The organism is Stenotrophomonas forensis (assembly GCF_028752115.1).
Classification (GTDB): Bacteria; Pseudomonadota; Gammaproteobacteria; order Xanthomonadales; family Xanthomonadaceae; genus Stenotrophomonas; species Stenotrophomonas forensis.
Window position 1 is genome coordinate 2,542,230 of the sequence record NZ_CP082270.1, and the last position, 20,653, is coordinate 2,562,882.

Consider the following 20,653-nt stretch of genomic DNA (forward strand, 5'->3'; position numbering starts at 1 on the left):
CCCCGCAACCCGGAACGCCACCCATGACGACCGACAGCTTTACCTTCAGCATCACGCGCATCCCCTTCAACGAAGACTACCAGCCCGCTGACGGCACGCGCATCACCACCAATTTCGCCAACCTGGCCCGTGGCGCGTCGCGGCAGGAGAACCTTCGCAACACGATCAGCATGATCAACAACCGCTTCAACGACCTGGCCCACTGGGACAACCCCAATGCCGACCGTTACGCGGTCGAATTGGACATCATCTCGGTGGAGATGCACATCGACGGCGGCGATGGCAGTGATCCGTTCCCGCTGATCGAAGTGCTGCGGCCAACCATCGTTGACACGCAGACCGGCATGCGCACCGAAGGCATCGTCGGCAATAACTTCTCGTCCTATGTGCGCGACTACGACTTCAGCGTGGTGCTGCCGGCCAGCAACGAGGGCAAGGCCACCTTCGGCATTCCGGACGGCTTCGGCGACCTGCACGGCAAGCTGTTCAGGCACTTCCTGGCGTCGGACGCCTACCGCGCCAACTTCAGCAAGGCGCCGGTGATCTGCATCAGCGTGTCCAGCAGCAAGACCTATCACCGCACCGAGAACCACCACCCGATCCTGGGCGTGGAGTATCGGCAGGGCGAGTTCTCCCCCACCGACCAGTACTTCGACAAGATGGGGCTGCAGGTGCGCTACTTCATGCCGCCGGGCAGCGTCGCGCCGCTGGCGTTCTACTTCCGCGGCGACCTGCTGGGCGACTACTCGAACCTGGAGCTGATCGGCACCATCAGCACCATGGAAGCGTTCCAGAAGATCTACCGCCCGGAGATCTACAACGCCAACTCGGTGGCCGGCAAGGTCTACCAGCCCAGCCTGAAGCACCAGGACTATTCCTCCACCCGCATCGTCTACGACCGCGAAGAGCGCAGCCAGCTGGCGGTCAAGCAGGGCCGGTTCACCGAAGAGCACTTCATCAAGCCGTACCGCGCCGTGCTTGAGCAGTGGGCTGCCCGCTGATCCATCGATTTCCACTCGCCCCCAGGAAACAACACGCAATGTCGACGAAGAAACTGCTCCCCACCTCCACCGCCGGCAGCCTGCCCAAGCCCTCCTGGCTGGCAGAGCCCGAGAAGCTCTGGTCGCCCTGGAAGCTGCAGGACGACGCCCTGACCGAAGGCAAGCAGGACGCGCTGCGCCTGTCCCTGCAGGAACAGCAGCATGCCGGCATCGATATCGTCAGCGACGGTGAGCAGACCCGGCAGCACTTCGTGACCACGTTCATCGAGCACCTCAGCGGCGTCGATTTCGAGAAGCGCGAGACCGTGCGCATCCGCAACCGCTACGATGCCAGCGTGCCCACCGTGGTCGGCGCGGTCAGCCGCCCGAAGCCGGTGTTCGTGGAGGATGCGAAGTTCCTGCGGCGGCAGACCTCGCAGCCGATCAAGTGGGCCCTGCCCGGCCCGATGACCATGATCGACACGCTGTACGACGCGCACTACAAGAGCCGCGAGAAGCTGGCGTGGGAGTTCGCGAAGCTCCTCAATGAGGAAGCGAGGGAGCTGGAGGCTGCCGGCGTGGACATCATCCAGTTCGACGAGCCGGCCTTCAATGTGTTCTTCGACGAAGTGAACGACTGGGGCGTGGCCGCGCTGGAACGGGCGGTTGAAGGACTGAAGTGCGAAACCGCCGTGCACATCTGCTACGGCTACGGCATCAAGGCCAACACCGACTGGAAGCAGACGCTGGGCTCGGAGTGGCGCCAGTACGAGGAATCGTTCCCGAAGCTGCAGACGTCCAGCCTGGACATCATCTCGCTGGAATGCCACAACTCGCACGTGCCGATCGACCTGATCGAACTGGTGCGCGGCAAGAAGGTGATGGTCGGCGCCATCGACGTGGCCTCCAGCACGGTGGAAACGGCTGAGGAAGTGGCCAGCACCCTGCGCAGGGCGCTGCAGTTCGTCGATGCCGACAAGCTGTACCCGAGCACCAACTGTGGCATGGCACCGCTACCGCGCGACGTGGCACGCGGCAAGCTGCGCGCGCTCAGCGAAGGAGCGAGGATCGTGCGCGAGGAACTCTCGGCCTGACCCCGGCCCGGGCGTGGTTGCCCGCTGCAACACAGTTCGCAGGGTATGATGCCGCCTCCCTCCGAACTGCTGTGGGTGCAGCGGGCGTGCTGCTGTTGGTAGCGTGCCGGCGCAGCCGAGATCCCCCGCCCGATGCCCGCTTCCTACTCACCTTTGTTGATCTGGGCGGCTGTGGCTGTGGCCACGGTCGGCCTGCTGTTCCGTCCGTTCCGCATTCCGGAATACGTGTGGGCGCTGGGGGCTGCCGCATTGCTGCCGCTGCTGGGTGCGGTATCGCTGGACATGACCTGGGGTGCGGTGGCCGAGGGCCGTGATGTCTATCTGTTCCTGGTCGGGATGATGGTGCTGGCCGAGCTTGCCCGTCGCGAAGGCCTGTTCGACTGGCTGGCGCTCTATGCCGTTCGTCATGCCGGCGGCTCGGGGCGGCGCCTGTTCGACCTGGTGTTCCTGGTCGGCACGCTGGTAACCGTGTTTCTCTCCAACGATGCCACGGCCGTGGTGCTGACGCCTGCGGTGTACGCCGCCTGCAGGGCGGCGCGTGCCAACCCGCTGCCCTACCTGTTCGTCTGCGCGTTCATCGCCAATGCGGCCAGCTTCGTGCTGCCCATTTCCAATCCGGCCAATCTGGTGGTGTACGGCCAGCACATGCCGCCGCTGCTGCAGTGGCTGGCGCAGTTCGCACTGCCTTCGCTGGCTGCGATCGGCGCCACCTACCTGGTGCTGCGCTGGGTCCACCGGCACGAGATCGCCCAACCGCTGGTGGCGGCACCAGAGCATCGGCCGCTGACCGACGGCGGCCGACTCAGCGCGCTGGGCGTCCTGTTCACCGGCAGCGTGCTGCTGGTGACCTCGGCGCTCAACGGCCCGCTGGGCCTGGCCACGTTCTGTGCCGGCGGGCTCAGCGTCGCCGTGGTGGCGATCCGGCAGCGCCGCAGCCCGCTGCCGATGCTGCGCCACGTGTCGTGGGGCGTACTGCCGCTGGTGGCTGGCCTGTTCGTGCTGGTGGAGGCTGTCGCACAGACCGGCGCCATCCAGAGCACGGCCAGCGCATTGCAGGCCCTGGCACAGGCGTCGCCCGGGCAGGCCAGCTGGCTGGCCGGGGGCGCCGCCGCGCTGCTGAGCAACGTGGCCAACAATCTTCCAGTGGGGTTGGCAGCCGGCTCGCTGGGCCAGATGGCCGATCTGCCGGCACAGACCCGGGCCGCGCTGCTGGTGGGCGTGGACCTGGGCCCCAACCTGTCGGTGACCGGCTCGTTGGCCACGATGCTGTGGCTGGTGGCGCTGCGCCGCGAAGGCGAGCATGTCAGCGCGCTCGACTTCCTGCGCGTTGGTGCGCTGGTGATGCCGCCCGCGCTGATCGGCGCCTTGCTGCTGCTGTAGCCGTGCGCTGCCTCACCCTGCCCGAGGCGGTAACGCTTCGCGTGCGACCACTTTTCCGACAAGCGTATCGATCGCCGCTTCCATGGCACGCGCGGTCTGGTCGCCGCTCTGGTTGGTGATGACGAAGATACCCAGGTCATGCTTCGGCATGATGTAGATGTAGCATTGCGATCGGGGGACGCCGCCATGGTGGGCGTAGTAGACGCCCTTCTGGCGATCGCCAGCGACGATGTTCCAGAAGTAGCCGACGCTGAACTCATCGTCGAACCGGGCCAGAGCGCGATGTGATTCCTTTACCACTGGCCCATTGGCCAGCTGGAACTGAAGGTACTTCACCATCTCGGGGACAGTTGCCTTCACACCGCCGGAAGCACCCCACGGCAACGGCGGCATCGGCGTGGTCGGTACCGGATTGTCACTGTGGTAGCCGACCGCCAGCCGCGAAGCATCGGCATCGTCCAGCCTGATCCTGAGGCCGGTCATCGCGGCGGCGTCGCTGAAGAAGCCACGCAGCAGTGACTGGTAGTCACGCTGGTGGATCACCTCCAGGATGTGCGCGGTCAGTTCGGTCCCGGCGCTGGAGTATGCGTACTCCTTGCCGGGCGCGCGCGGGATCCGTACGGCGTGCAGATCCCTGAGGAAATCCGGCTTTCCGTAGTGCGCGTACAGCGCATTGAGCTCGGCGGGCGTGCGGTGATCGGTGAAGTCTTCCAGCACCGTGTTTGCGCGCTCGGGCAGCATGTTCGGCAGCCCACTGGTGTGCGACAGCAGGTGGCGGACCCGGATGGGCTCCCCCTGGTATTGCAGGTTCGGGTAGTTGCCCTGCAGGAACGTGCGGACGTCGTCATCCAGGCTGAGCTTGCCCTCCAGCACCGCGTCGGCCATCAGCGTGCCTGCCAGCGTCTTGCTCAGCGAGCCGATCTCGTAGATCGTTGCATCGGTCGGTGCGCCTGGGCTGCCGGCCACCATCTGGCCGCGATGTCCGATGAAACTCCTGCCCCTGTGTACCACCGCGATGGAGGCCGAGTGCAGCAAGGGCCGCTCGACCAGGGTCTGCGCCACTTCATCGATATCCGCCTGAAGATCCGCCGCGGGCTTCTGGCCCCCGCACCCGGCCAGCAGGAGCACGCTGGACATCAGCAAGACCGGCAGCAAGGGCCTGTACCGGATCGTCTTCAATGGAGCTTCCATGCGTTGTTGGCGCTTCAAGGGTGCGGAAAGAGCGCCCAACATAGCGGATTGGCGCGCACGCATGCACCCGCCGGGCGCCTGCACGGCTTTGGCCGGATTGATGAATTACCTGGCGGAACTGTCGAATGACCCCGCTCCGGCCGCCGAATACGCTTCCCATCCTCGACGACAGAGGATGCCCACATGAACGATACCACCGCGGCCGTCGCCGCCCCCTGTGCTGACCCGCCCATCGTCCACGTCCTGATGGGTTTCATCTGCGTCTGGCACAGGCGCGAACCGGAGCAGGCACGTGACGAGGCCTGAACGCCACTACAGGGCCGGCCCGACGCGCACCGGGCGGGTAACGAAGTGACGATTTCGCTTGCAGGGCAGGACGAGGTCGGTCCGGACTACCCCGATCGGATCGACGTGCCGGTGATGGTGCTTGGACTGGAACCCATTCCCGATGCCTGGGAAATGCCTTTCCATGAACACCGGAAGGCACAGGTCATGGTCGCTACGCGTGGGTTGATCACGCTGGAAACCCATGCCGGCCTATGGGTGGTCCCACCGCAGGGGGCGGTGTGGATTCCGGGCGGGCTGACCCATCGGGCCAGCAGCAGTGGAAGGCCGCATGGATTCGTCGTGTTCGTTGAACCCGGAGCGGTACCGGGTTTGCCCACGCAGTGCTGCACGATGGCGATCACCCCGTTCATGCACGCCCTGCTCGAACGCGTGGCAGATCACCCCCAACAGTACGAGCACGGCAGCGCACAAGCGCGGCTGATGGCGGTGCTCCTGGACGAACTCATTGCCGCGCCACCGGAGTGGATCCACCTGCCGATGCCGTCCGAGCCGAGGCTGCGCCGGTTGGCCAGTGCGATGTTGGCCGCGCCCGCCGAGCGGGCAACGCTGGACGTCTGGGCCGGCCGGATCGGCATGAGCGAGCGCAACATGTCCCGGTTGTTCTCCGGTGAAACCGGCCTGAGCGTCAGGCGCTGGCGCCGGCAGATGCACGTGGTGGTCGCGTTGCCGATGCTGGCCGGCGGCAAGACCGTCCAGGCTATTGCGGATGAGCTGGGCTACGACAGCGCGGGCGCATTCGTGACCATGTTCCGCAAGACCGTGGGTGCCCCGCCCAAGCGCTTCCTGGCGGAGCGGAGCACCCGACTGCGCGGGCCCGGCGCTGAAGACCAGGCTCAGCGCTGGTAGTCCTTCAGGAACAACCAGGTGATCAGCGTGGCATCCGGCCCCTTGGGGTCGGTGAACGGCAGGCCCGACTGGCTGCCGCTCCACGCATGCCCCATGCCCTGCACCACATAGTGCTGGACCAGCGTACGGCCGCCGTAGGCATAGGTATCCACCGTATAGGCGCGGCCGCCCGGTACCTGCCCGTGATAGGTGCTGGTCGGCACATACTTCACCGAGTCATTGTCCTGGCCGTCATCGGCCAGATCGTTGGTCTGCAGGAACTGGCGCACGGCCTGCTGTCCGTTCACCGGGTTGACGGTGAGATCGGCGCTGCCATGGAACACCAGTACCGGCAGCGGTCGCGGCGACGGCGATCCGGAACACTGCCAGGCCAGCCTGCCGTTGCTGTCGGGCGAGTAGATGCTGCCTGCCAGTAGTGCATAGGCGCTGCCGGAAATCGTGGTCGCGCCCTTGAACATGCCGCCGGAATGGATGGCGCCGGCGGCAAACACGTCCGAGTAGCAGGCCAGCATGATCGAGGTCATCGCACCGCCGGCGGAAATGCCGGTGACGTAGACGCGGTGCGGATCAACGCTGTAGCCCGCCTTCACCTTGTCCACGATGCCGGCCAGGATCGCCGCTTCGCCGCTGTCGCGCGCCTGGTTGATGGGCAGCTGCCAGTTCCAGCAACGCGCCGGGTTGGCGGTGACGTTCTGTCGTGGGTACACCACGATGAAGCCCTCGGTATCGGCCACATCGTTGAAGCCCGAGGCCTCGCCCATCAGGTTCGGCCCGGTCACGCAGCCGTGCAGCACCAGCAGCAGCGGAAGCGGCTGGACGTCGTCGTAGCCGGCAGGTACCCAGACCTGGTACTCGCGGGCGCCGAACAGATTGCCGTACAGGCCGATGTCCCAATGTCCGGCCGGGCCTGCAGCGGAAGCGCTGCCCGCTGCCAGGCAGAGGCACAGCATCAGCAGCACCCGCTTGATCGAATCGATTGTGGAGTTCATGACCAGATCCTCCTGCGTGGGTCGTGGATGAAGGCGTACCGGGGAGCGTTCCCGGCTGGGGGCGCCCCCAGTATCCGCATCCCATGGCCACTGCCGACTGGACCTAGGTCCACTCGCTGGCGGCGGATGACACCGCTAGCCTTGGCTGCAGGGATGGCAAGGGGCCATCAATACGGACATGCCTGGGGGAGGAGTGGATGAAGCGGAACGGTTTGAGTCTCATGATCGGCGCATGGCTGGCCGCAGGGCCGGTACTGGCACAGGAAGCGCCGCCGGCCGGCCGGTCCGCCTCGCCGACCAACCTGGACAGCATCAAGGTCACCGCCCGCAAGCGCGAGGAAACCCTGCAGGAAGTGCCGGTGGCGGTCACCGCCTTTACTTCCGAAGCGCTGGACAGGATGAATGTCCAGGACATCAGCGACCTGGATGCGCAGGTGCCCAACCTCACCATCTACGCCGCGCGCGGCGCCAGCAGCACGGTCACCGCCTATATCCGCGGCATCGGCCAGTCCGACCCGACCTGGGGCGCCGACCCGGGCGTGGGCATCTATCTGGATGACGTCTACATCGCGCGCCCGCAGGGCGCCCTGCTGGACGTATTCGATGTCTCGCGCATCGAGGTGCTGCGCGGCCCGCAGGGCACGCTGTACGGCAAGAACACCATCGGCGGCGCGATCAAGTACATCTCGCGCGGCCTGCCCACCCAGACCGAGGGCTTCGCCCAGATCACCGTGGGCAACTACAGCCAGCTCGATGCCAAGGCGGCCATCGGCGGCCCGATCGGCGGCGCCGACAGCGGCCTGCGCGCGCGCGTGGCAGTTGCCAGCATGAATCACGATGGCTTTGGCGAAAACACCGTCAATGGCCAACCGGTCAGCGACAAGCAGGTCAACGCGGCACGCCTGAATCTCGGCGCCTATGCGGGCGACGACTTCGACGTGCAGTTCGCACTGGACTGGATCGACGACCAGTCCGGCATGCGTGGCTCGAAGATGCTGGCGCCGAACCCGTTCCTGCGCCCCTACCCGCCGATGGACAGCCGCTACGACATCCGCTCGGGAATGCGCAACCTCAACAACGTGGAGACCAAGGGCGCTTCGGCCACGGTGAACTGGCGGCCGAACGAGGACATCGCCGTGAAGTACGTGGTGGCCAAGCGCGAATCGGACAGCGAGGCCAACATCGACTTCGATACCACGCCGGTCAAGCTGGCCGACGTCAGCGGCACCTACAACGACAACCAGGTCAGCAACGAAGTGCAGCTGAACTACGATGCGGGCGGCCGCGTGCGCGGCGTGGTCGGCCTGTACCAGTTCAGCGGCGAGGCCGGTGGCCAGATCCAGAACAACTACTTCAGCGCGCAGTTCGCCGACAACCAGGGCAAGGTGCTGACCGACAGCATTGCGCTGTATGCGGACTGGACCTTCGACCTGACCAGCAGGCTCAAGCTGGATGTGGGCGCCCGCTACACCGACGAGGACAAGCGCGCGATCGTGCTCAACCGGCTCTATGCCGACCCGGGCTTCAGCCGGCCGGTGGCGGTGACCGCGGATTTCGACAAGAAGACCAACTTCACGAACGTCTCGCCCAAGGTCTCACTGGACTACCAGATCACCCCGGACATCATGGTGTACGGCCTGGCCACGCGCGGCTTCAAGTCCGGTGGCTACAACATCCGCGCCAACGCGGTGGCGGTGCCGCGCTCGGCCGAGCCGTTCGACGACGAGACCGTGGACAGCTACGAGGTCGGCAGCAAGATGGCCTTCCTCGACCAGCGCCTGTTCTTGAACCTGTCGGCCTTCTACAACAAGTACAAGGACATCCAGCTGTCGGTGTTCACCGGCCTGGATACCAATGGCGATGGCATCGATGATTCCTTCTTCGGCGACTTCACCAATGCCGGTGCCGGTACTGTCAAGGGCTTGGAGGTCGAGTACCAGTACCTGCCCACCCAGCACTGGCTGATTTCCGGCAACCTGGCCTGGCTGGACACGAAGTACGACGAGTACATGGACCGCGGCATCAACGTGGCCCAGCAGATGAAGTTCACCAATGCGCCGGAATTCTCCGGTGCGTTGAACGTGGAATACCGCACCGAGCTGGCCAACGGCAGCAACCTGTCGGCACGGGTGAGCTACAGCTACCAGAGCGAAGTGTGGCCGACCACCGATCTGAGCCCGGTGATCCGCCAGGACGGCTACGGGCTGGTCAATGCCGGTTTGATCTGGCGGCTGGATGATGCCTGGACCTTCTCGCTGCAGGGCACCAACCTGACCGACAAGGAGTACCGCACCACCGGCTACAACATCCCGGCAGTCGGCACGCTGATTGGCTTCTATGGCCCGCCACGCCAATATAGCCTCAGCGTCCGTTACGATTTCTAGAGCATCCGATACGATTTCCAGGAAGCCCCTGCATGACGCAGTCTTACGTAGATCTGTACTGGAACAGCGACGATGGCCTGCGCCTGCACGCGCGTGACCATGCACCGGATACCGGGCAGGCGGCCCGCGGCACGGTGGTCTGCATCCCCGGCCTGACCCGCAATGGCGCCGATTTCGATGCGCTTGCCGGCATGCTCACTGCCGTGGGCTGGCGCGTGATCGCCGTCGACCTGCGTGGCCGCGCCGGATCAGAACGTGCGCATGATCCGTCCAGCTACAACCCGCGCACCTATGCAGATGACATGGTGGCGCTGCTGCGCGCGCAGAACATCGACAAGGCGGTGTTCGTCGGTACCTCGCTGGGCGTGCTGGTTACCATCACCCTCGCCTCGCGCGCACCGCAGCTGATTTCCGCCGCGGTGCTGAACGACGCCGGCCCGAAAGTGCCGCGCGAAGCGCTGGCGCGGATCGGCAAGTACGCCGGCAAGCCGGTGCCGCCGATGGATCTGGAGCAGGCCACGGCCTATGTGGCGTCGATCGGCAAGGCCGCCTTCCCGCGCTTCAGCACCGATGACTGGCGGGCGATGGCGGTGCGTACCTTCCGCCCGCGCAGCGATGGGCTGCTGGAACTGGACTACGACCCGGCGGTGATCCGCACCACCCGCCCCTGGCTGTTGTGGCTGCTGCGCCCCGTGCTGTGGCGCGCGGTGCGCGGGCTGACCGCGCGGGTGCCGGTGCTGGTGGTGCGCGGTGCGTTGTCCGATATCCTGCCGGCCGATGTTGCCCGGCAGATGGCGGCGACATCGGAGCGTGCCCGCCTGGTCGAAGTGCCCGACGTCGGTCATGCGCCGATGTTGTCCGAGCCTGAAGCACGCGATGCGATCCTGGCCCTGCTGGAGCGTGTGCGGTGAGCAGCGGCCCTGTGGCGGACGCGCTGCCCAGTGCGCTGCAGGCCCTGCAGCGGTGGGCCGCGGAGGAACGCGTGGGCGCCGGCATGCGCATCACGCAGGCAACGATCGACGCCTTCGCCGACGCCACCGGCGACCACAACTGGATCCACGTCGATCCGCGGCGCGCACAGGCGCAGTTGCCCGGTGGATGCACCATTGCACACGGCTTCCTGCTGCTCTCGCTCACCGTGCAGGACGACGTGGCGGCCCTGGCCGGATTTCCCGGTATTGCCCATGTCCTCAATTACGGCCTGAACAAGGTCCGCTTCCTGGCGCCGGTATCCAGCGGCACCGACGTACGCGTGCGCTCGCAGCTGGTGTCGCTGGATGCACGCCAGCCGGGTCAGTGGCTGCTCACCCAGCGCAAGGCCGTCGAACGCGTTGACGATGGCGAGCTGGCACTGGTTGCTGAGCAGCTGTCATTGATCGTGCTTGCCCCGTAGCACCCGCCTGCCCGGCTCCCTGCCTACACTGGAGCGATGTTGACGCCTACTGTCGTCCTGTTCGCCTGTATTGCGTGGACCGTACTGCTGTTTGGCGTGGCCCTCTGGGGCGAGCGCCAGGGGCACCGGCTGGCGCGCGCGTGGCCGGCCATCTATGCGCTGTCGCTGGCGGTGCACTGCACCGCATGGACCTACTACGGCGCCGCTTCGCAGGGCCTGCAATGGGGCTTTCCGATTCCACCGACCCTGGCCGGGATGGCGCTGATCTTCGCCTTCGGCCTGCCCTTCCTGATGCGGCTGGGGCGCCTGGCCAAGCAGCACAACAGTGCCACCATCGCCGACCTGGTGGTGGCCCGGCTGCGCGCAGATCGCGGCCTCGGCTTCACCATCACCCTGGTTGCTCTGTTCGGCATCATTCCCTACATCGCGCTGCAGCTGAAAGCCGTCAGCCAGGGACTGGGGGCATTGCTTGGCGATCGCTTCGCACCGGCCGGCGCGCACCTGGACATGTCGTTCTGGTTCGCGTTGACGATGGCGGCCTTCACCCTGCTGTTCGGCGCGCGCAAGGCGTCGGCCACCGAACCGAACCGTGGCATCGTGGTTGCACTGGGCCTGGAATCACTGTTGAAGCTGGCCGCGCTGCTGGCCATTGGCCTGTATGCGGCATTGTCGGTGCACCGGTCCGGCATGCCGCTGCTGGACAGGATGGCGCAGCTGCCGCCACCGGCCATCGTCCCGGACTACCTCACCATGGTCGCGTTGGGCGCGATCTCTGCCTTCACCCTGCCCCACCAGTTCCATGTCGGGGTGGTGGAACTGCGCCAGAGCTCGGACCTGAAAACGGCGCGCTGGATGTTTCCGGTCTATCTGCTGCTGATCGGCCTGCCCTCGGTGCCGATGGCACTGTCCGGAGCCGCGCAGCTGCCGGCGTCGGTGACGCCCGACCTGTACGTGCTGGCCTTGCCGCAGGCCGGTGGCCACCATCTGCTGGCACTGCTGGCCTACCTGGGCAGCCTGAGCGCGGCAACCGGCATGATGATCCTGTCCGGGCTGACCCTGTCGATCATGCTCGGCAACCACGGCTTCGGTTCGCGCCTGATCAGTGGCTTCGAGGGCGGCGTGGCGCATGCCGACCTGCGTCCGCGCGTGCTGGCGTTCCGCCGTGCCGGCATCCTCGCCGTGTTCCTGATGTCGTGGCTGTACAGCCGCGCGATGAGCGATACCGAGGCGCTCAGCGATTTCGGCCTGATGTCCTTCACCGCGCTCTCGCAGCTGGCGCCGGCGGTGCTGCTGGCGGTGTACCGCCCACGCACGCCCTCGCCGGCCATCGTCGCCGGCATCGTGCTGGGTTCACTGGCCTGGTTGTGGCTGGTACTGCTGCCGATGGTGCTCCCTGCACCGGCCGCCAGCCCGGAGGGGCTGCGATGGCTGACGGTGGTCTCGCTGCGGATGCAGCCCGGCCACATCGCCATCAGCATGGGCGCGAGCCTGGCGGTCAACCTGCTCACCGTCGCCCTGGTATCGCGGGCCGTGCGCCCTTCGCTGCCACGGCGGCGCGACGCGGTGGCAGCGGCCTCGCTGCGGAAGACCGCCGGCCGCTTCCTCGGCCAGGAGCGTGCGCGCCAGTTGATGGCAGGAGATGCGGGGCAGCTGCTGGATGACGACCGGGTCACTGCGGTCGAACGTGAGCTGACCGCTGTGGTCGGCGCCGGCATGGCACGCCTGCTGGTCGAGGCCGCACGCGACGGCGGCGCCGCGCCACTGGAAGCGGTGACCCGTGCCGTCGGCGAAGCGACCCAGGTACTGCGCTTCAACCAGCGCCTGCTGGAAGCGGCGCTGGAAAACATGAGCCAGGGCATCAGCGTGGTCGACGCGCAGCTGCAGCTGGTGGCCTGGAACAGCCGTTACGCTGCGCTGTTCCGGTTTCCGCCGGAACTGCTGCAGGTCGGGCAGCCGGTGATCAACCTCACCGCCTGGGCATTGGCGCAGCTGAAGATCGGTGAGGGCCCCGCTGACTCTCCGCAGCAGGCACTGCAGCGTCGCGTCGCGCACATGCAACGCGGCACCCCGCACCTCTCCGAGCGGGTCTTTCCGGACAACACCATCGTCGAGATCCGCGGCAACCCGATGCCCGGTGGCGGCTACGTAGCCACCTTCACCGATGTCACCGCGTTCCGTCGCGCCGAGGATGCACTTAGGCGCAGCAACGAAACACTGGAGCGCCGCGTGCAGGACCGTACCGCCCGGCTGCAGCAGGCGGTACAGGACGCCGAGCGCGCGAACGCGGCCAAAACCCGCTTCCTGACGGCCGTCGGCCACGATCTGATGCAACCCCTGCACGCCGCACAGCTGCTGACCGATGCCATGTCGCAGCACATCGAATCCGGGTTCCTTGACAGTTTCCTGCACCAGATCCGCGGTGCGCTGGATTCCACCGATGACCTGCTGTCCGGCCTGCTGGACATCTCCCGGCTGGAAGCCGGCGGTCTGGTGGCCGATCCGCGCCCGTTCGCACTTTCAACCGTACTGGACCCGCTGGCGCAGGAATTTGCGGTACTGGCGGCGGCGCGCGGCCTGCAGTTCCGCTACCTGCGCACCCACGCCTGGGTGCATAGCGATCCGCTGCTGCTGCGCCGCGTGCTGCAGAACTTCCTGGCCAATGCCATCCGCTACACCCGGCAAGGCGGCGTCCTGCTGGGCGTACGTCGCCAAGGCCAATGCCTGTCCATCGGTGTGCACGACACCGGGCCCGGCATCGCAGCCGAGCAGCAGGCGGTGGTGTTCGAGGAATTCCATCGGGTGGACCGCAGCAATGGCCAGGGCCTGGGGTTGGGGCTGACCATCGCGCACCGCATCGCGGCCCTGCTGCACGCACCGTTGCAGTTGCGCAGCGTGGTCAATCGCGGTTCGGTGTTCTCGGTCAGCGTGGCGCGCAGTGCAGCACCGGTGGCACCGCGGATCGAACCGCCTGCCAACGCCGGCAGCACCCTCAGGGGCACCCGCGTCCTGGTGGTCGACAACGATGCCGACGCCCTGGCGGCCATGCAGCAGCTGCTGCTGTCCTGGGGCTGCGATGTCATCGCCCTGCACGGCGCCGAAGGCATCGATGCGTCGGCGCACGATGCGGCACTGTGGCTGTTCGACTACCACCTCGATGACGGCGATACCGGCGTGGCACTGTTCACGCGCCTGGCTGCAGCGCACGGGCCACGGCCCACGGTGATCCTCAGTGCCGACACCGGCGCCGAGACCCGTGAGGCGGTGCGCGGCGCGGGGCTGTCATTGCTGAGCAAGCCCTTCAAGCCACTGGCGCTGCGCTGGGCGATCAACCACCTGCTGGCCTCTGCCGCAGCGACAGCGCCCTGAGCGGTCAGCGCTCTGCTGCGTCTTCAATCTGCCGGGAGGGATCGGCCAGCCCCATTTCATGCAGAACGCGGATCGCCTGCGCCCGATTGCGGACTCCCAGCCGCTCCATGATCCGTGTCATGTGCGCCTTGACGGTGCGCAGCTGTACCCCGAGCCGGTCGGCAATCTGCTTGTTGAGCAGGCCTTCGGCCACTAGGCTCAGTACCCGGTACTGATGCGCCGACAGGCTGGCCAGGCGCGCGGCCAGGTCGGCATCCTTGCTGAACGCCGCTACCCGGGCCACCGGTTCGCGCAGCAGTGAAGGTATCCAGCGTTCTCCTTCCAGCACGGACTGCAGCGCAGACTGCAGTTCGTTCAGGCCTGAACTCTTGGGCAGATAGCCGGCGGCGCCGAGGTCGATGGCACGGCGGATTACCTGCGGCTCTTCATTGGCCGAAACGATGATGATCGCCAGCCCCGGCTGCAACGCGCGCAGCGTGGCCAGTCCGGCCAGGCCGTGGTTGCCCGGCATGTGCAGGTCCAGCAGCATCAGGTCGATCGGCTGGCGCTCAAGCACGTCGAGCACGCCCCCCAGTGAATCGGCTTCACTGATCTGCAGGTCGGCCACGGCCTCTTCGGCCGCGCGATGCAGGGCCGCGCGGAACAAGGGGTGATCGTCGGCGATGAGCAGGGTTGGCATGTGCAGGCGAGAGTAGCAAATCGTCCCCCCTTGGGCAGGCGTACCTAGGTACGCTGGCGCCGCGTCGGCGCGCGGCTAGTGTGGCGGATTGAAGGGCGGCCACCGATACGTCGTCCACGAGGACACCCCATGTCATTCCCCCCTGCTGCCGGCGCCTCCACCTGTCCGCTGCTGATCAAGCAGCTGCTGCACACGCCACTGGCGGTGAACCCAGGCCAGGAGATCGTCTATGGCGATTCGGTCCGCTTCGACTACCGGACGCTGCAGGCACGCATCGGCCAGCTGGCCGGGCTGTTGACCTCGCTCGGGGTCAGGCACGGCGATACCGTGGCAGTGATGGACTGGGACAGCAACCGTTACCTGGAGGCCTACTTCGCCGTGCCGATGATCGGCGCGGTGCTGATGATGGTGAACGTGCGCCTGGCCCCCGAACAGATTGCCTACACGCTCAACCACAGCGGCGCGCGGGTACTCCTCGCCCATCGCGAGTTCCTGCCGATACTGGACGGCATTGACGAGCAGCTGCCGGATCTGCGCACGCGCATCCTGCTGGAGGATGCCGTCGGTCCCTTGCCAGAGGGTTTCGTGACCGAGTACGAGGCTGGCCTGCGCGCCGCCCCTGCAGTCACGCAGTTCCCGGACTTCGATGAGAACACCCGTGCCACGATGTTCTACACCACCGGCACCACCGGCCTGCCCAAGGGCGTCCATTTCAGCCACCGGCAACTGGTCCTGCATTCGCTGACCGGCATGGCCGCGCTGGGCAGTGCAGCCACCCAGGGGCGCCTGCATCGCGGTGATGTCTACATGCCGATGACTCCCATGTTCCATGTGCATGCCTGGGGCCTGCCCTATGTGGCCACACTGCTGGGCATCAAGCAGGTGTACCCGGGGCGCTACCTGCCTGCCAACCTGCTGGCACTGATCGCGCGCGAGAAGGTGACCTTCTCGCACTGCGTACCGACCATCCTGCACATGCTGCTGGAGCATCCCGCTGCGGCGGACACCGATCTGGCCCACTGGAAGGTCATCATCGGTGGGGCGGCCCTGCCGCGTGCACTGGCACAACGGGCACTGGCACGCGGCATCGACATCTTCGGGGGCTATGGCATGTCGGAGACCTGTCCGCTGCTGACCGTCGCCCAGATCGACGCCGAGGCCGTGACCGATGCGGATGAGGTTCTCTCGCTGCGCACCAAGGCCGGCATACCGGTGCCGCTGGTCGAGCTGCGCATCGTCGACCCGGACATGAACGACGTAGCCCACGACGGCATCGCCACCGGCGAGGTGGTGGTACGCGCGCCCTGGCTGACCGAAGGCTACCTGCACGACCCGGCAGCGTCCGAGGCGCTGTGGGCGGGCGGCTACCTGCATACCGGGGATATCGGCAACATCGACGGAGGTGGCTACCTGCGCGTGACCGACCGCATCAAGGATGTGATCAAGACCGGCGGCGAGTGGATCTCCTCGCTTGCCCTGGAGGACATCATCGCTCTGCACCCCGCGGTCAGCGAAGTGGCCGTGATCGGGATCGCAGACACCAAATGGGGCGAGCGGCCGCTGCCGCTGGTGGTCAGGAAGGTCGGCAGCGACGTCACGGAAGCGGAGATCATTGACCTCGTCGCCGCGCGCAGCCGCTCGGGCGACATCTCGCGCTATGCGATTCCGGAACGCGTCAGCTTCGTGCAGTCCATCGAGCGTACCAGCGTGGGCAAGATCAACAAAAAAAAGCTGCGCGGGATGCATGATCCGGGGCGACCCTGACCGGGCGGGGCCAGAGTGTGCCCCGCCAGCGCACTGGCACCGATGCTATTCGCCCCGGAAGCGGGGCTCTCTTGGCTCAGGCAGAAGCGGTTTCGGTCCACTGCTGGCGATCGAGAGGATCGGAACATGACCTCCCCCACTCTTGTCCGGCCCGGGCATATCGTCCGGCGGCAACCACCCGCCATACTCGATATCGAGCTCCCGGCGCAGCCTCTGCTGGATCTGGGCGAGATGATTGACGAATGCCGAACGCTCAATCGCCCGGTGGAAGAAGTGCGGCTCGTGGTCGTAGTCAAACGATGCAGTGAACGCCGCACTGCGAAAGTGGCGATCAATCTCCTTCATGATCGCCAGTTTGAGCAGGGGCTGGATACCCAGAAGCGTACTTATCTTCGCACCGCGCGAAGTGGGTTTCAGCACGTTCGTACGGGAGGACAGGAATGTGTAGCTGGATTGCGTGGCCGCCCCCAGCATGGTGGTTACAAAGCGCGACCAATGGTCGTCGCCACTCACCGTGCCGGGCGTGAAGTGTTCACCCACGGTGCCAAGGAAGAAATGCTCCAGTACCTCGGCAAAGTCCTCGTTGCAGGCAATGTTCGTGACCGGTGGGGTCGGCTGGACCTGTCCGCATGCCCATGTTGTCCTCGGCGTCCCCTTCCCGCCATCAGGCGGATAACGTGATGCATCAAAAGCCGCCGTGGGCGCAGCAAGCGGTAATACCGCCGGATGCGGGTGGGCCTGGCCATCAAAGATGGCCACATACTGGCCAAACCTGCCCAGTGGATTGGAAAGACTGAAGTCCCAGGGTTGCTCCACGCCCCCCGTCGGCGTCGGGTCCGGACAGTGGCCGAGGCGACCGTCACCGTGAAAACGCGGCCAGTCCTTGTACAGGAGATACTGGATCTGCGGCTTGCCTTCCGAGATGTCGCCGCTGTCCGGATGCTTGTTCCTCTTGGCCTGCAGGAGCAGCGCCCGCCCCTCGACGGAGTCGGTTGTCGTAACGAAGTGCTGCCGCACCAGCAGCAGATCGCCGATCTCCACCGCACTGCGGCCTTCAGGCGTCACCAATGGGGTCTTGTGGGTAAAAATGCTGTTGACCTGTACGCTTGCGCTGCTGCCGAGCGCGCCCTGAAGGCTGGCTTCGAGCTGATTCTGTATGGATTCATCGAGAAACGCCGAAACCAGCCCGGGTTCGTCGGGAATGTTGGATGCGCTGGGCGAGTCTCCCGCGCCCTTCCAGGCCAACGCATGAGACAGGTTGATCAGGTCGCGAAGTTCCTGCTGAAGCGCCATGACAGCATCCTTGTTATCGATTCGGGAACGCCAACGCACTGAGTCTCCCGGGATACGCCCTTCAACGCAAGCCGCTGGAAGAGGACTGCGCTTCGCTTTCCGGCCGCGCTGATGAACTGGTTAGAATCCACGCAGCAAGGAGCGACCATGGACTTCACCGGCTTCACCTCGAGGTTTCCGAGCAACCGTCCCCTCGCCGCGTTCGATCGAGAGCATCGGCTGCGGCAGAAGACGCGTCTCGACGTGCCTCTGCTGGCCCAGCTCTGCGTCGTGAAGATGAACTCGAACTGCCTGGTCTCAGTGGATCGGTGGTACGGCCCCCGAGGCTTTGTCGCCCTGCTGGGTGCGATAGGCGTGGCGTTCGGAGTTGGCGGCATGTCGATGCTGCTGTGGCTGCTGGTCGTGGAGAAGCTGCCCAACGAGAATGGCCTCTGGGCAGCCGTGTTCATCAGCATCGCGATGCTTGCGGTGTTCACTGCAGCAAGTGCGTGGGTAGCGTGCCGCGAACTGTTCCGCTGGACCTACTACCCCATCGTGTTCGACCGCAAGCATCGCCAGGTTCATGTGTTCCGGTTGGACGGGACGATCCTCAGCGCGGGATGGGACCAGATCTATTTCACCTTGGGCCGCGGAACCGGAACCTTCGGCTGGCGCAACTGGGATGTCCGCGGCCTGATCCTGGACGCGGACGGCGCGACGGTCAGGGAAGCATTCGCCTTCTGCATCGCCACCTCCCGCATCAAGAATGCGCATGCGCACTGGGAATTCCTGCGGCGCTACATGGAGGAAGGGCCGGCGGCGGTGCTGGATGCGGTGCAGTACTGCATGCCGGTGGACGGCAAGCGCGAGAGCCTTGCATTCTGCAAGGAACGCATCTTCGCCGCTGACGCGCAGATGCCTGCGGTGATGTGGTTGACCATGCTGCCGTTCAACCACCTGCACGCGATGATGCGCTGGGCGGTGATGCGGACCAGCAGGATTCCCATGTTCCCGCCGGACATCGAAGCGCGATTGCAGCCTGGGCCCGGCGATGCCCATGTGCGCGACGCATCAATGAATCCGCCGGACCTGCGCTGATCACCTCGCCAGTGGCGAGTCAAAGCCCGCAATGAAGCTGACTGCGCTGAGGCACGCAGCAAGCAGCATCACCAGAACGAACCCGATCCGGCGCACCCCGGCCCACCATGCAATCGCCGCAACCACCGAGCTGCCCAGCAGTGCCGCCAATGCCGCGCACGCCAGCAGGATCGGCAGCATCATCATCACCCCCATTCCGCCATATATCCCACCGGGCCTGGCCAGTGGCAGGATGGCGCTGCCCAGGTAGATCAGCAGGGCCACGCCGAACAACGCGGCGAGTGTCAGCATCCAGCGACGCAGCGCCCTGCCCTGGGAGGGCGTGGTTGCAGGATCAGGGCTTGGAGTGTTCAAGCGGTGGTCTCCTATGGTGGGCCCACTGGACCGGGCCCGCTGTTCTGTTGCAGCGAAAGTACCCACGCTTCCAGCGCCGGCGTATACCGCATGTCGCCACCATAACGGCGATCCGGTGCGTGAGGCTCGTTCGAACCGCGCACCCGCCCACGGAACACCTTCATCGGTACCGAGATCCGGGCCAGCCCGCTGGGCAGCATGTCGGGCCTGACATCCATGTACAGGCTGTCGGCCGAGGTCTCGACACCCACCTGCACCGCACCCAGGCGCTTCCACAGGTCCAGCGCATCCAGGCAGGCGGAACCACAGGCGGCATCGGCCACGATCACCACCCTGCCCGCGCGCACGGGTACGACGGGCGCCGGCGCCGCACTCGCCTTGGCCTCCGACGGCTCACGCCACAAGGCTTCCCCCCGCCCTCGCGCCCACGCCATTCCCGCTGTCACGGTTTCCAGCATGCGCAGCAGCTCCGGCGACGCATCGGGCGCCTGTTCCAGCTTCTGCAGGAAGCCGCGCAGCTGCGCGATGTTGGCATCCGACGCCCGCCATTCCACCCAGCTGTGGTCCGGCAGCGCATCCACGGCAGCACGCCCCCATATCAATCGCGCCAGCTCGATGCTCCACTGCGACGCGCCACCGGTGTTTCCGCGCACATCCAGCACCACCAGCGGCGCCTGTTGCAGCGGTTCGGGCACCCGCCCAAGCGCCTCAAGCAACGCTGTCAGTTCCTTGAAATTCTGCGCCGCCGGATCGGCATTGAAGCTGCTGGTGGTGATCCAGTAGCCGCCCCCGGGCAGGGCGTGCCAACCGTTGGCCGGCCGGAAACTGCGACGGGTATCGGCCAGCCGCTGCGTACGCTGCGCTGGATCGAGCGGCGTCCATTGCAGCGCATACGCCGTCTCACGCCCATCGGTGCGGAATACGCAGCTGCGCGGCGCGAGCAGAAAGGGGTTGCCCTGCTCCAGCAATACTTCGCCACCACCCTGGATGCGGCTGGCCTGCAGGTTCCAGCGCCCACTGAAGTCGCCCACCCGACGCGCGGCCAGCGTCGCCGCATCGACGCCGTCACAGGACAACAGTTGTGCACCCAATGGCGGATGGCCCGGGCCATCGTCCACGCTCATGACCACCTGCACGTCGCCGTCGAAGCCGGTCAGGAAGCCCGGCCACCGCGTCGGCAGCTCCGGCGCAGCAGCACGCGCGTTGAGGCTGACATGGCCATCATTGAACGAGGCCGCGTAACCCTTCATGGCCCACCAGTAGCCGGCGAAGCTGTCGACCGTGTCCGCGCGTGACCGCGCAAGGGCCAGCGCATCCCGCAACTGGAGGACGAATCCCGGGTTCTGCCGGTCCACCGTGCCAGGATGACTGCCGCGCATCGCCGCGTCGGCAGCCTCCAGGTCCGTCAACAGCGTGCCCCGCCAATCCGTCGCTGCGCCTGCCGCGCCTGGCGCAACAAGTACCGCGGCAAGCAGCAGCCGCGCGATGGTCATGGGTCCATTCCTCTCCTGGCCA

The 20,653-nt window shown here is 66.2% G+C and carries 17 protein-coding genes; 11 read left to right on the top strand and 6 right to left on the bottom strand.

All coding sequences use genetic code 11. The features are described 5' to 3' along the window. Nucleotides 1–23 precede the first annotated feature (23 nt). The 3 genes from K5L94_RS11945 (at nt 24) to K5L94_RS11955 (ending at nt 3,454) form a co-directional block, all read left to right on the top strand. Entirely contained in the window at nt 24–1,001 is a 978-nt protein-coding gene (locus K5L94_RS11945) for a DUF1852 domain-containing protein (protein ID WP_053449800.1), read from the top strand. A gap of 38 nt (nt 1,002–1,039) precedes the next feature. After that, complete coding sequence (locus tag K5L94_RS11950; protein WP_274510513.1) at nt 1,040–2,074, top strand: methionine synthase; 1,035 nt, start codon at nt 1,040–1,042, stop codon at nt 2,072–2,074. Between the two features lie 132 nt (nt 2,075–2,206). Then, nucleotides 2,207–3,454 carry an arsenic transporter gene (locus K5L94_RS11955; RefSeq protein ID WP_274510514.1) on the top strand — a complete coding sequence of 416 codons (1,248 nt, stop codon included), beginning with the start codon at nt 2,207–2,209 and terminating at the stop codon, nt 3,452–3,454. Between the two features lie 12 nt (nt 3,455–3,466). Here K5L94_RS11955 and K5L94_RS11960 read toward each other — a convergent pair whose 3' ends face one another. Next, nucleotides 3,467–4,708, bottom strand: a complete 1,242-nt coding sequence (locus K5L94_RS11960; RefSeq protein WP_274510515.1) for a serine hydrolase domain-containing protein — start codon at nt 4,706–4,708, stop codon at nt 3,467–3,469. A 120-nt stretch (nt 4,709–4,828) separates the two neighbouring features. Between K5L94_RS11960 and K5L94_RS11965 the strand changes: the two genes are divergently transcribed. Both K5L94_RS11965 and K5L94_RS11970 read left to right on the top strand, forming a co-directional pair. Continuing rightward, on the top strand, nt 4,829–4,951 hold the full coding sequence (locus K5L94_RS11965; RefSeq protein ID WP_274510516.1) for a hypothetical protein: 123 nt from the start codon (nt 4,829–4,831) through the stop codon (nt 4,949–4,951). Between the two features lie 45 nt (nt 4,952–4,996). Beyond that, the gene (locus tag K5L94_RS11970) at nt 4,997–5,839 is read left to right on the top strand and encodes an AraC family transcriptional regulator (RefSeq protein ID WP_274510517.1); all 843 of its coding nucleotides are present in this window, start codon (nt 4,997–4,999) and stop codon (nt 5,837–5,839) included. On the opposite strand, the gene K5L94_RS11975 is transcribed toward K5L94_RS11970, so the two are convergent. After that, on the bottom strand, nt 5,827–6,828 hold the full coding sequence (locus K5L94_RS11975) for an extracellular catalytic domain type 1 short-chain-length polyhydroxyalkanoate depolymerase (RefSeq protein WP_274510518.1): 1,002 nt from the start codon (nt 6,826–6,828) through the stop codon (nt 5,827–5,829). The two genes, K5L94_RS11970 and K5L94_RS11975, sit on opposite strands and share 13 nt — an antisense overlap. Before the next feature lie 221 nt (nt 6,829–7,049). Between K5L94_RS11975 and K5L94_RS11980 the strand changes: the two genes are divergently transcribed. Genes K5L94_RS11980 through K5L94_RS11995 form a run of 4 tightly spaced genes read left to right on the top strand, consistent with a single transcriptional unit; the run spans nt 7,050 to nt 13,971 of the window. Next, nucleotides 7,050–9,212: a TonB-dependent receptor gene (locus K5L94_RS11980; protein ID WP_274510519.1), complete on the top strand. Its 2,163-nt coding sequence runs from the start codon at nt 7,050–7,052 to the stop codon at nt 9,210–9,212. A 32-nt stretch (nt 9,213–9,244) separates the two neighbouring features. Then, on the top strand, nt 9,245–10,123 hold the full coding sequence (locus K5L94_RS11985) for an alpha/beta fold hydrolase (RefSeq protein ID WP_274510520.1): 879 nt from the start codon (nt 9,245–9,247) through the stop codon (nt 10,121–10,123). Further along, nucleotides 10,120–10,605 carry a MaoC family dehydratase gene (locus K5L94_RS11990; RefSeq protein WP_274510521.1) on the top strand — a complete coding sequence of 162 codons (486 nt, stop codon included), beginning with the start codon at nt 10,120–10,122 and terminating at the stop codon, nt 10,603–10,605. The genes K5L94_RS11985 and K5L94_RS11990 overlap by 4 nt, the downstream gene beginning before the upstream one ends. Before the next feature lie 36 nt (nt 10,606–10,641). After that, nucleotides 10,642–13,971 carry a hybrid sensor histidine kinase/response regulator gene (locus tag K5L94_RS11995; protein WP_274510522.1) on the top strand — a complete coding sequence of 1,110 codons (3,330 nt, stop codon included), beginning with the start codon at nt 10,642–10,644 and terminating at the stop codon, nt 13,969–13,971. Between the two features lie 4 nt (nt 13,972–13,975). Here K5L94_RS11995 and K5L94_RS12000 read toward each other — a convergent pair whose 3' ends face one another. After that, on the bottom strand, nt 13,976–14,650 hold the full coding sequence (locus K5L94_RS12000) for a response regulator transcription factor (protein ID WP_040007687.1): 675 nt from the start codon (nt 14,648–14,650) through the stop codon (nt 13,976–13,978). A 129-nt stretch (nt 14,651–14,779) separates the two neighbouring features. On the opposite strand from K5L94_RS12000, the gene K5L94_RS12005 reads away from it, so the two are divergent. Next, nucleotides 14,780–16,414, top strand: coding sequence for a fatty acid--CoA ligase (locus K5L94_RS12005; RefSeq protein ID WP_274510523.1), 1,635 nt, complete (start codon nt 14,780–14,782; stop codon nt 16,412–16,414). A 45-nt stretch (nt 16,415–16,459) separates the two neighbouring features. Here the strand turns inward: K5L94_RS12005 and K5L94_RS12010 are convergent, their stop codons facing one another. After that, complete coding sequence (locus K5L94_RS12010; RefSeq protein WP_274510524.1) at nt 16,460–17,707, bottom strand: hypothetical protein; 1,248 nt, start codon at nt 17,705–17,707, stop codon at nt 16,460–16,462. Nucleotides 17,708–17,854: 147 nt separating this feature from the next. On the opposite strand from K5L94_RS12010, the gene K5L94_RS12015 reads away from it, so the two are divergent. After that, nucleotides 17,855–18,784: a DUF6708 domain-containing protein gene (locus K5L94_RS12015; RefSeq protein ID WP_274510525.1), complete on the top strand. Its 930-nt coding sequence runs from the start codon at nt 17,855–17,857 to the stop codon at nt 18,782–18,784. Here K5L94_RS12015 and K5L94_RS12020 read toward each other — a convergent pair whose 3' ends face one another. Both K5L94_RS12020 and K5L94_RS12025 read right to left on the bottom strand, forming a co-directional pair. Then, nucleotides 18,785–19,138 (bottom strand): hypothetical protein, encoded by a 354-nt coding sequence (locus tag K5L94_RS12020; protein WP_148564971.1) that lies wholly within the window; start codon nt 19,136–19,138, stop codon nt 18,785–18,787. It lies immediately after the preceding gene. A gap of 11 nt (nt 19,139–19,149) precedes the next feature. Beyond that, nucleotides 19,150–20,631, bottom strand: a complete 1,482-nt coding sequence (locus K5L94_RS12025; RefSeq protein WP_274510526.1) for a hypothetical protein — start codon at nt 20,629–20,631, stop codon at nt 19,150–19,152. Nucleotides 20,632–20,653: the final 22 nt, after the last annotated feature.

Excerpts from the sequence above, each read along its gene's own strand:
- K5L94_RS11945 (WP_053449800.1), top strand. The coding sequence starts at position 24 with ATGACGACCGACAGCTTTACCTTCAGCATCACGCGCATCCCCTTCAAC.
- K5L94_RS11950 (WP_274510513.1), top strand. The coding sequence starts at position 1,040 with ATGTCGACGAAGAAACTGCTCCCCACCTCCACCGCCGGCAGCCTGCCC.
- K5L94_RS11955 (WP_274510514.1), top strand. The coding sequence starts at position 2,207 with ATGCCCGCTTCCTACTCACCTTTGTTGATCTGGGCGGCTGTGGCTGTG.
- K5L94_RS11960 (WP_274510515.1), bottom strand. The coding sequence starts at position 4,708 with ATGCGTGCGCGCCAATCCGCTATGTTGGGCGCTCTTTCCGCACCCTTG.
- K5L94_RS11965 (WP_274510516.1), top strand. The coding sequence starts at position 4,829 with ATGAACGATACCACCGCGGCCGTCGCCGCCCCCTGTGCTGACCCGCCC.
- K5L94_RS11975 (WP_274510518.1), bottom strand. The coding sequence starts at position 6,828 with ATGAACTCCACAATCGATTCGATCAAGCGGGTGCTGCTGATGCTGTGC.
- K5L94_RS11980 (WP_274510519.1), top strand. The coding sequence starts at position 7,050 with ATGATCGGCGCATGGCTGGCCGCAGGGCCGGTACTGGCACAGGAAGCG.
- K5L94_RS11985 (WP_274510520.1), top strand. The coding sequence starts at position 9,245 with ATGACGCAGTCTTACGTAGATCTGTACTGGAACAGCGACGATGGCCTG.
- K5L94_RS11995 (WP_274510522.1), top strand. The coding sequence starts at position 10,642 with ATGTTGACGCCTACTGTCGTCCTGTTCGCCTGTATTGCGTGGACCGTA.
- K5L94_RS12000 (WP_040007687.1), bottom strand. The coding sequence starts at position 14,650 with ATGCCAACCCTGCTCATCGCCGACGATCACCCCTTGTTCCGCGCGGCC.
- K5L94_RS12005 (WP_274510523.1), top strand. The coding sequence starts at position 14,780 with ATGTCATTCCCCCCTGCTGCCGGCGCCTCCACCTGTCCGCTGCTGATC.
- K5L94_RS12010 (WP_274510524.1), bottom strand. The coding sequence starts at position 17,707 with ATGGCGCTTCAGCAGGAACTTCGCGACCTGATCAACCTGTCTCATGCG.
- K5L94_RS12015 (WP_274510525.1), top strand. The coding sequence starts at position 17,855 with ATGGACTTCACCGGCTTCACCTCGAGGTTTCCGAGCAACCGTCCCCTC.
- K5L94_RS12025 (WP_274510526.1), bottom strand. The coding sequence starts at position 20,631 with ATGACCATCGCGCGGCTGCTGCTTGCCGCGGTACTTGTTGCGCCAGGC.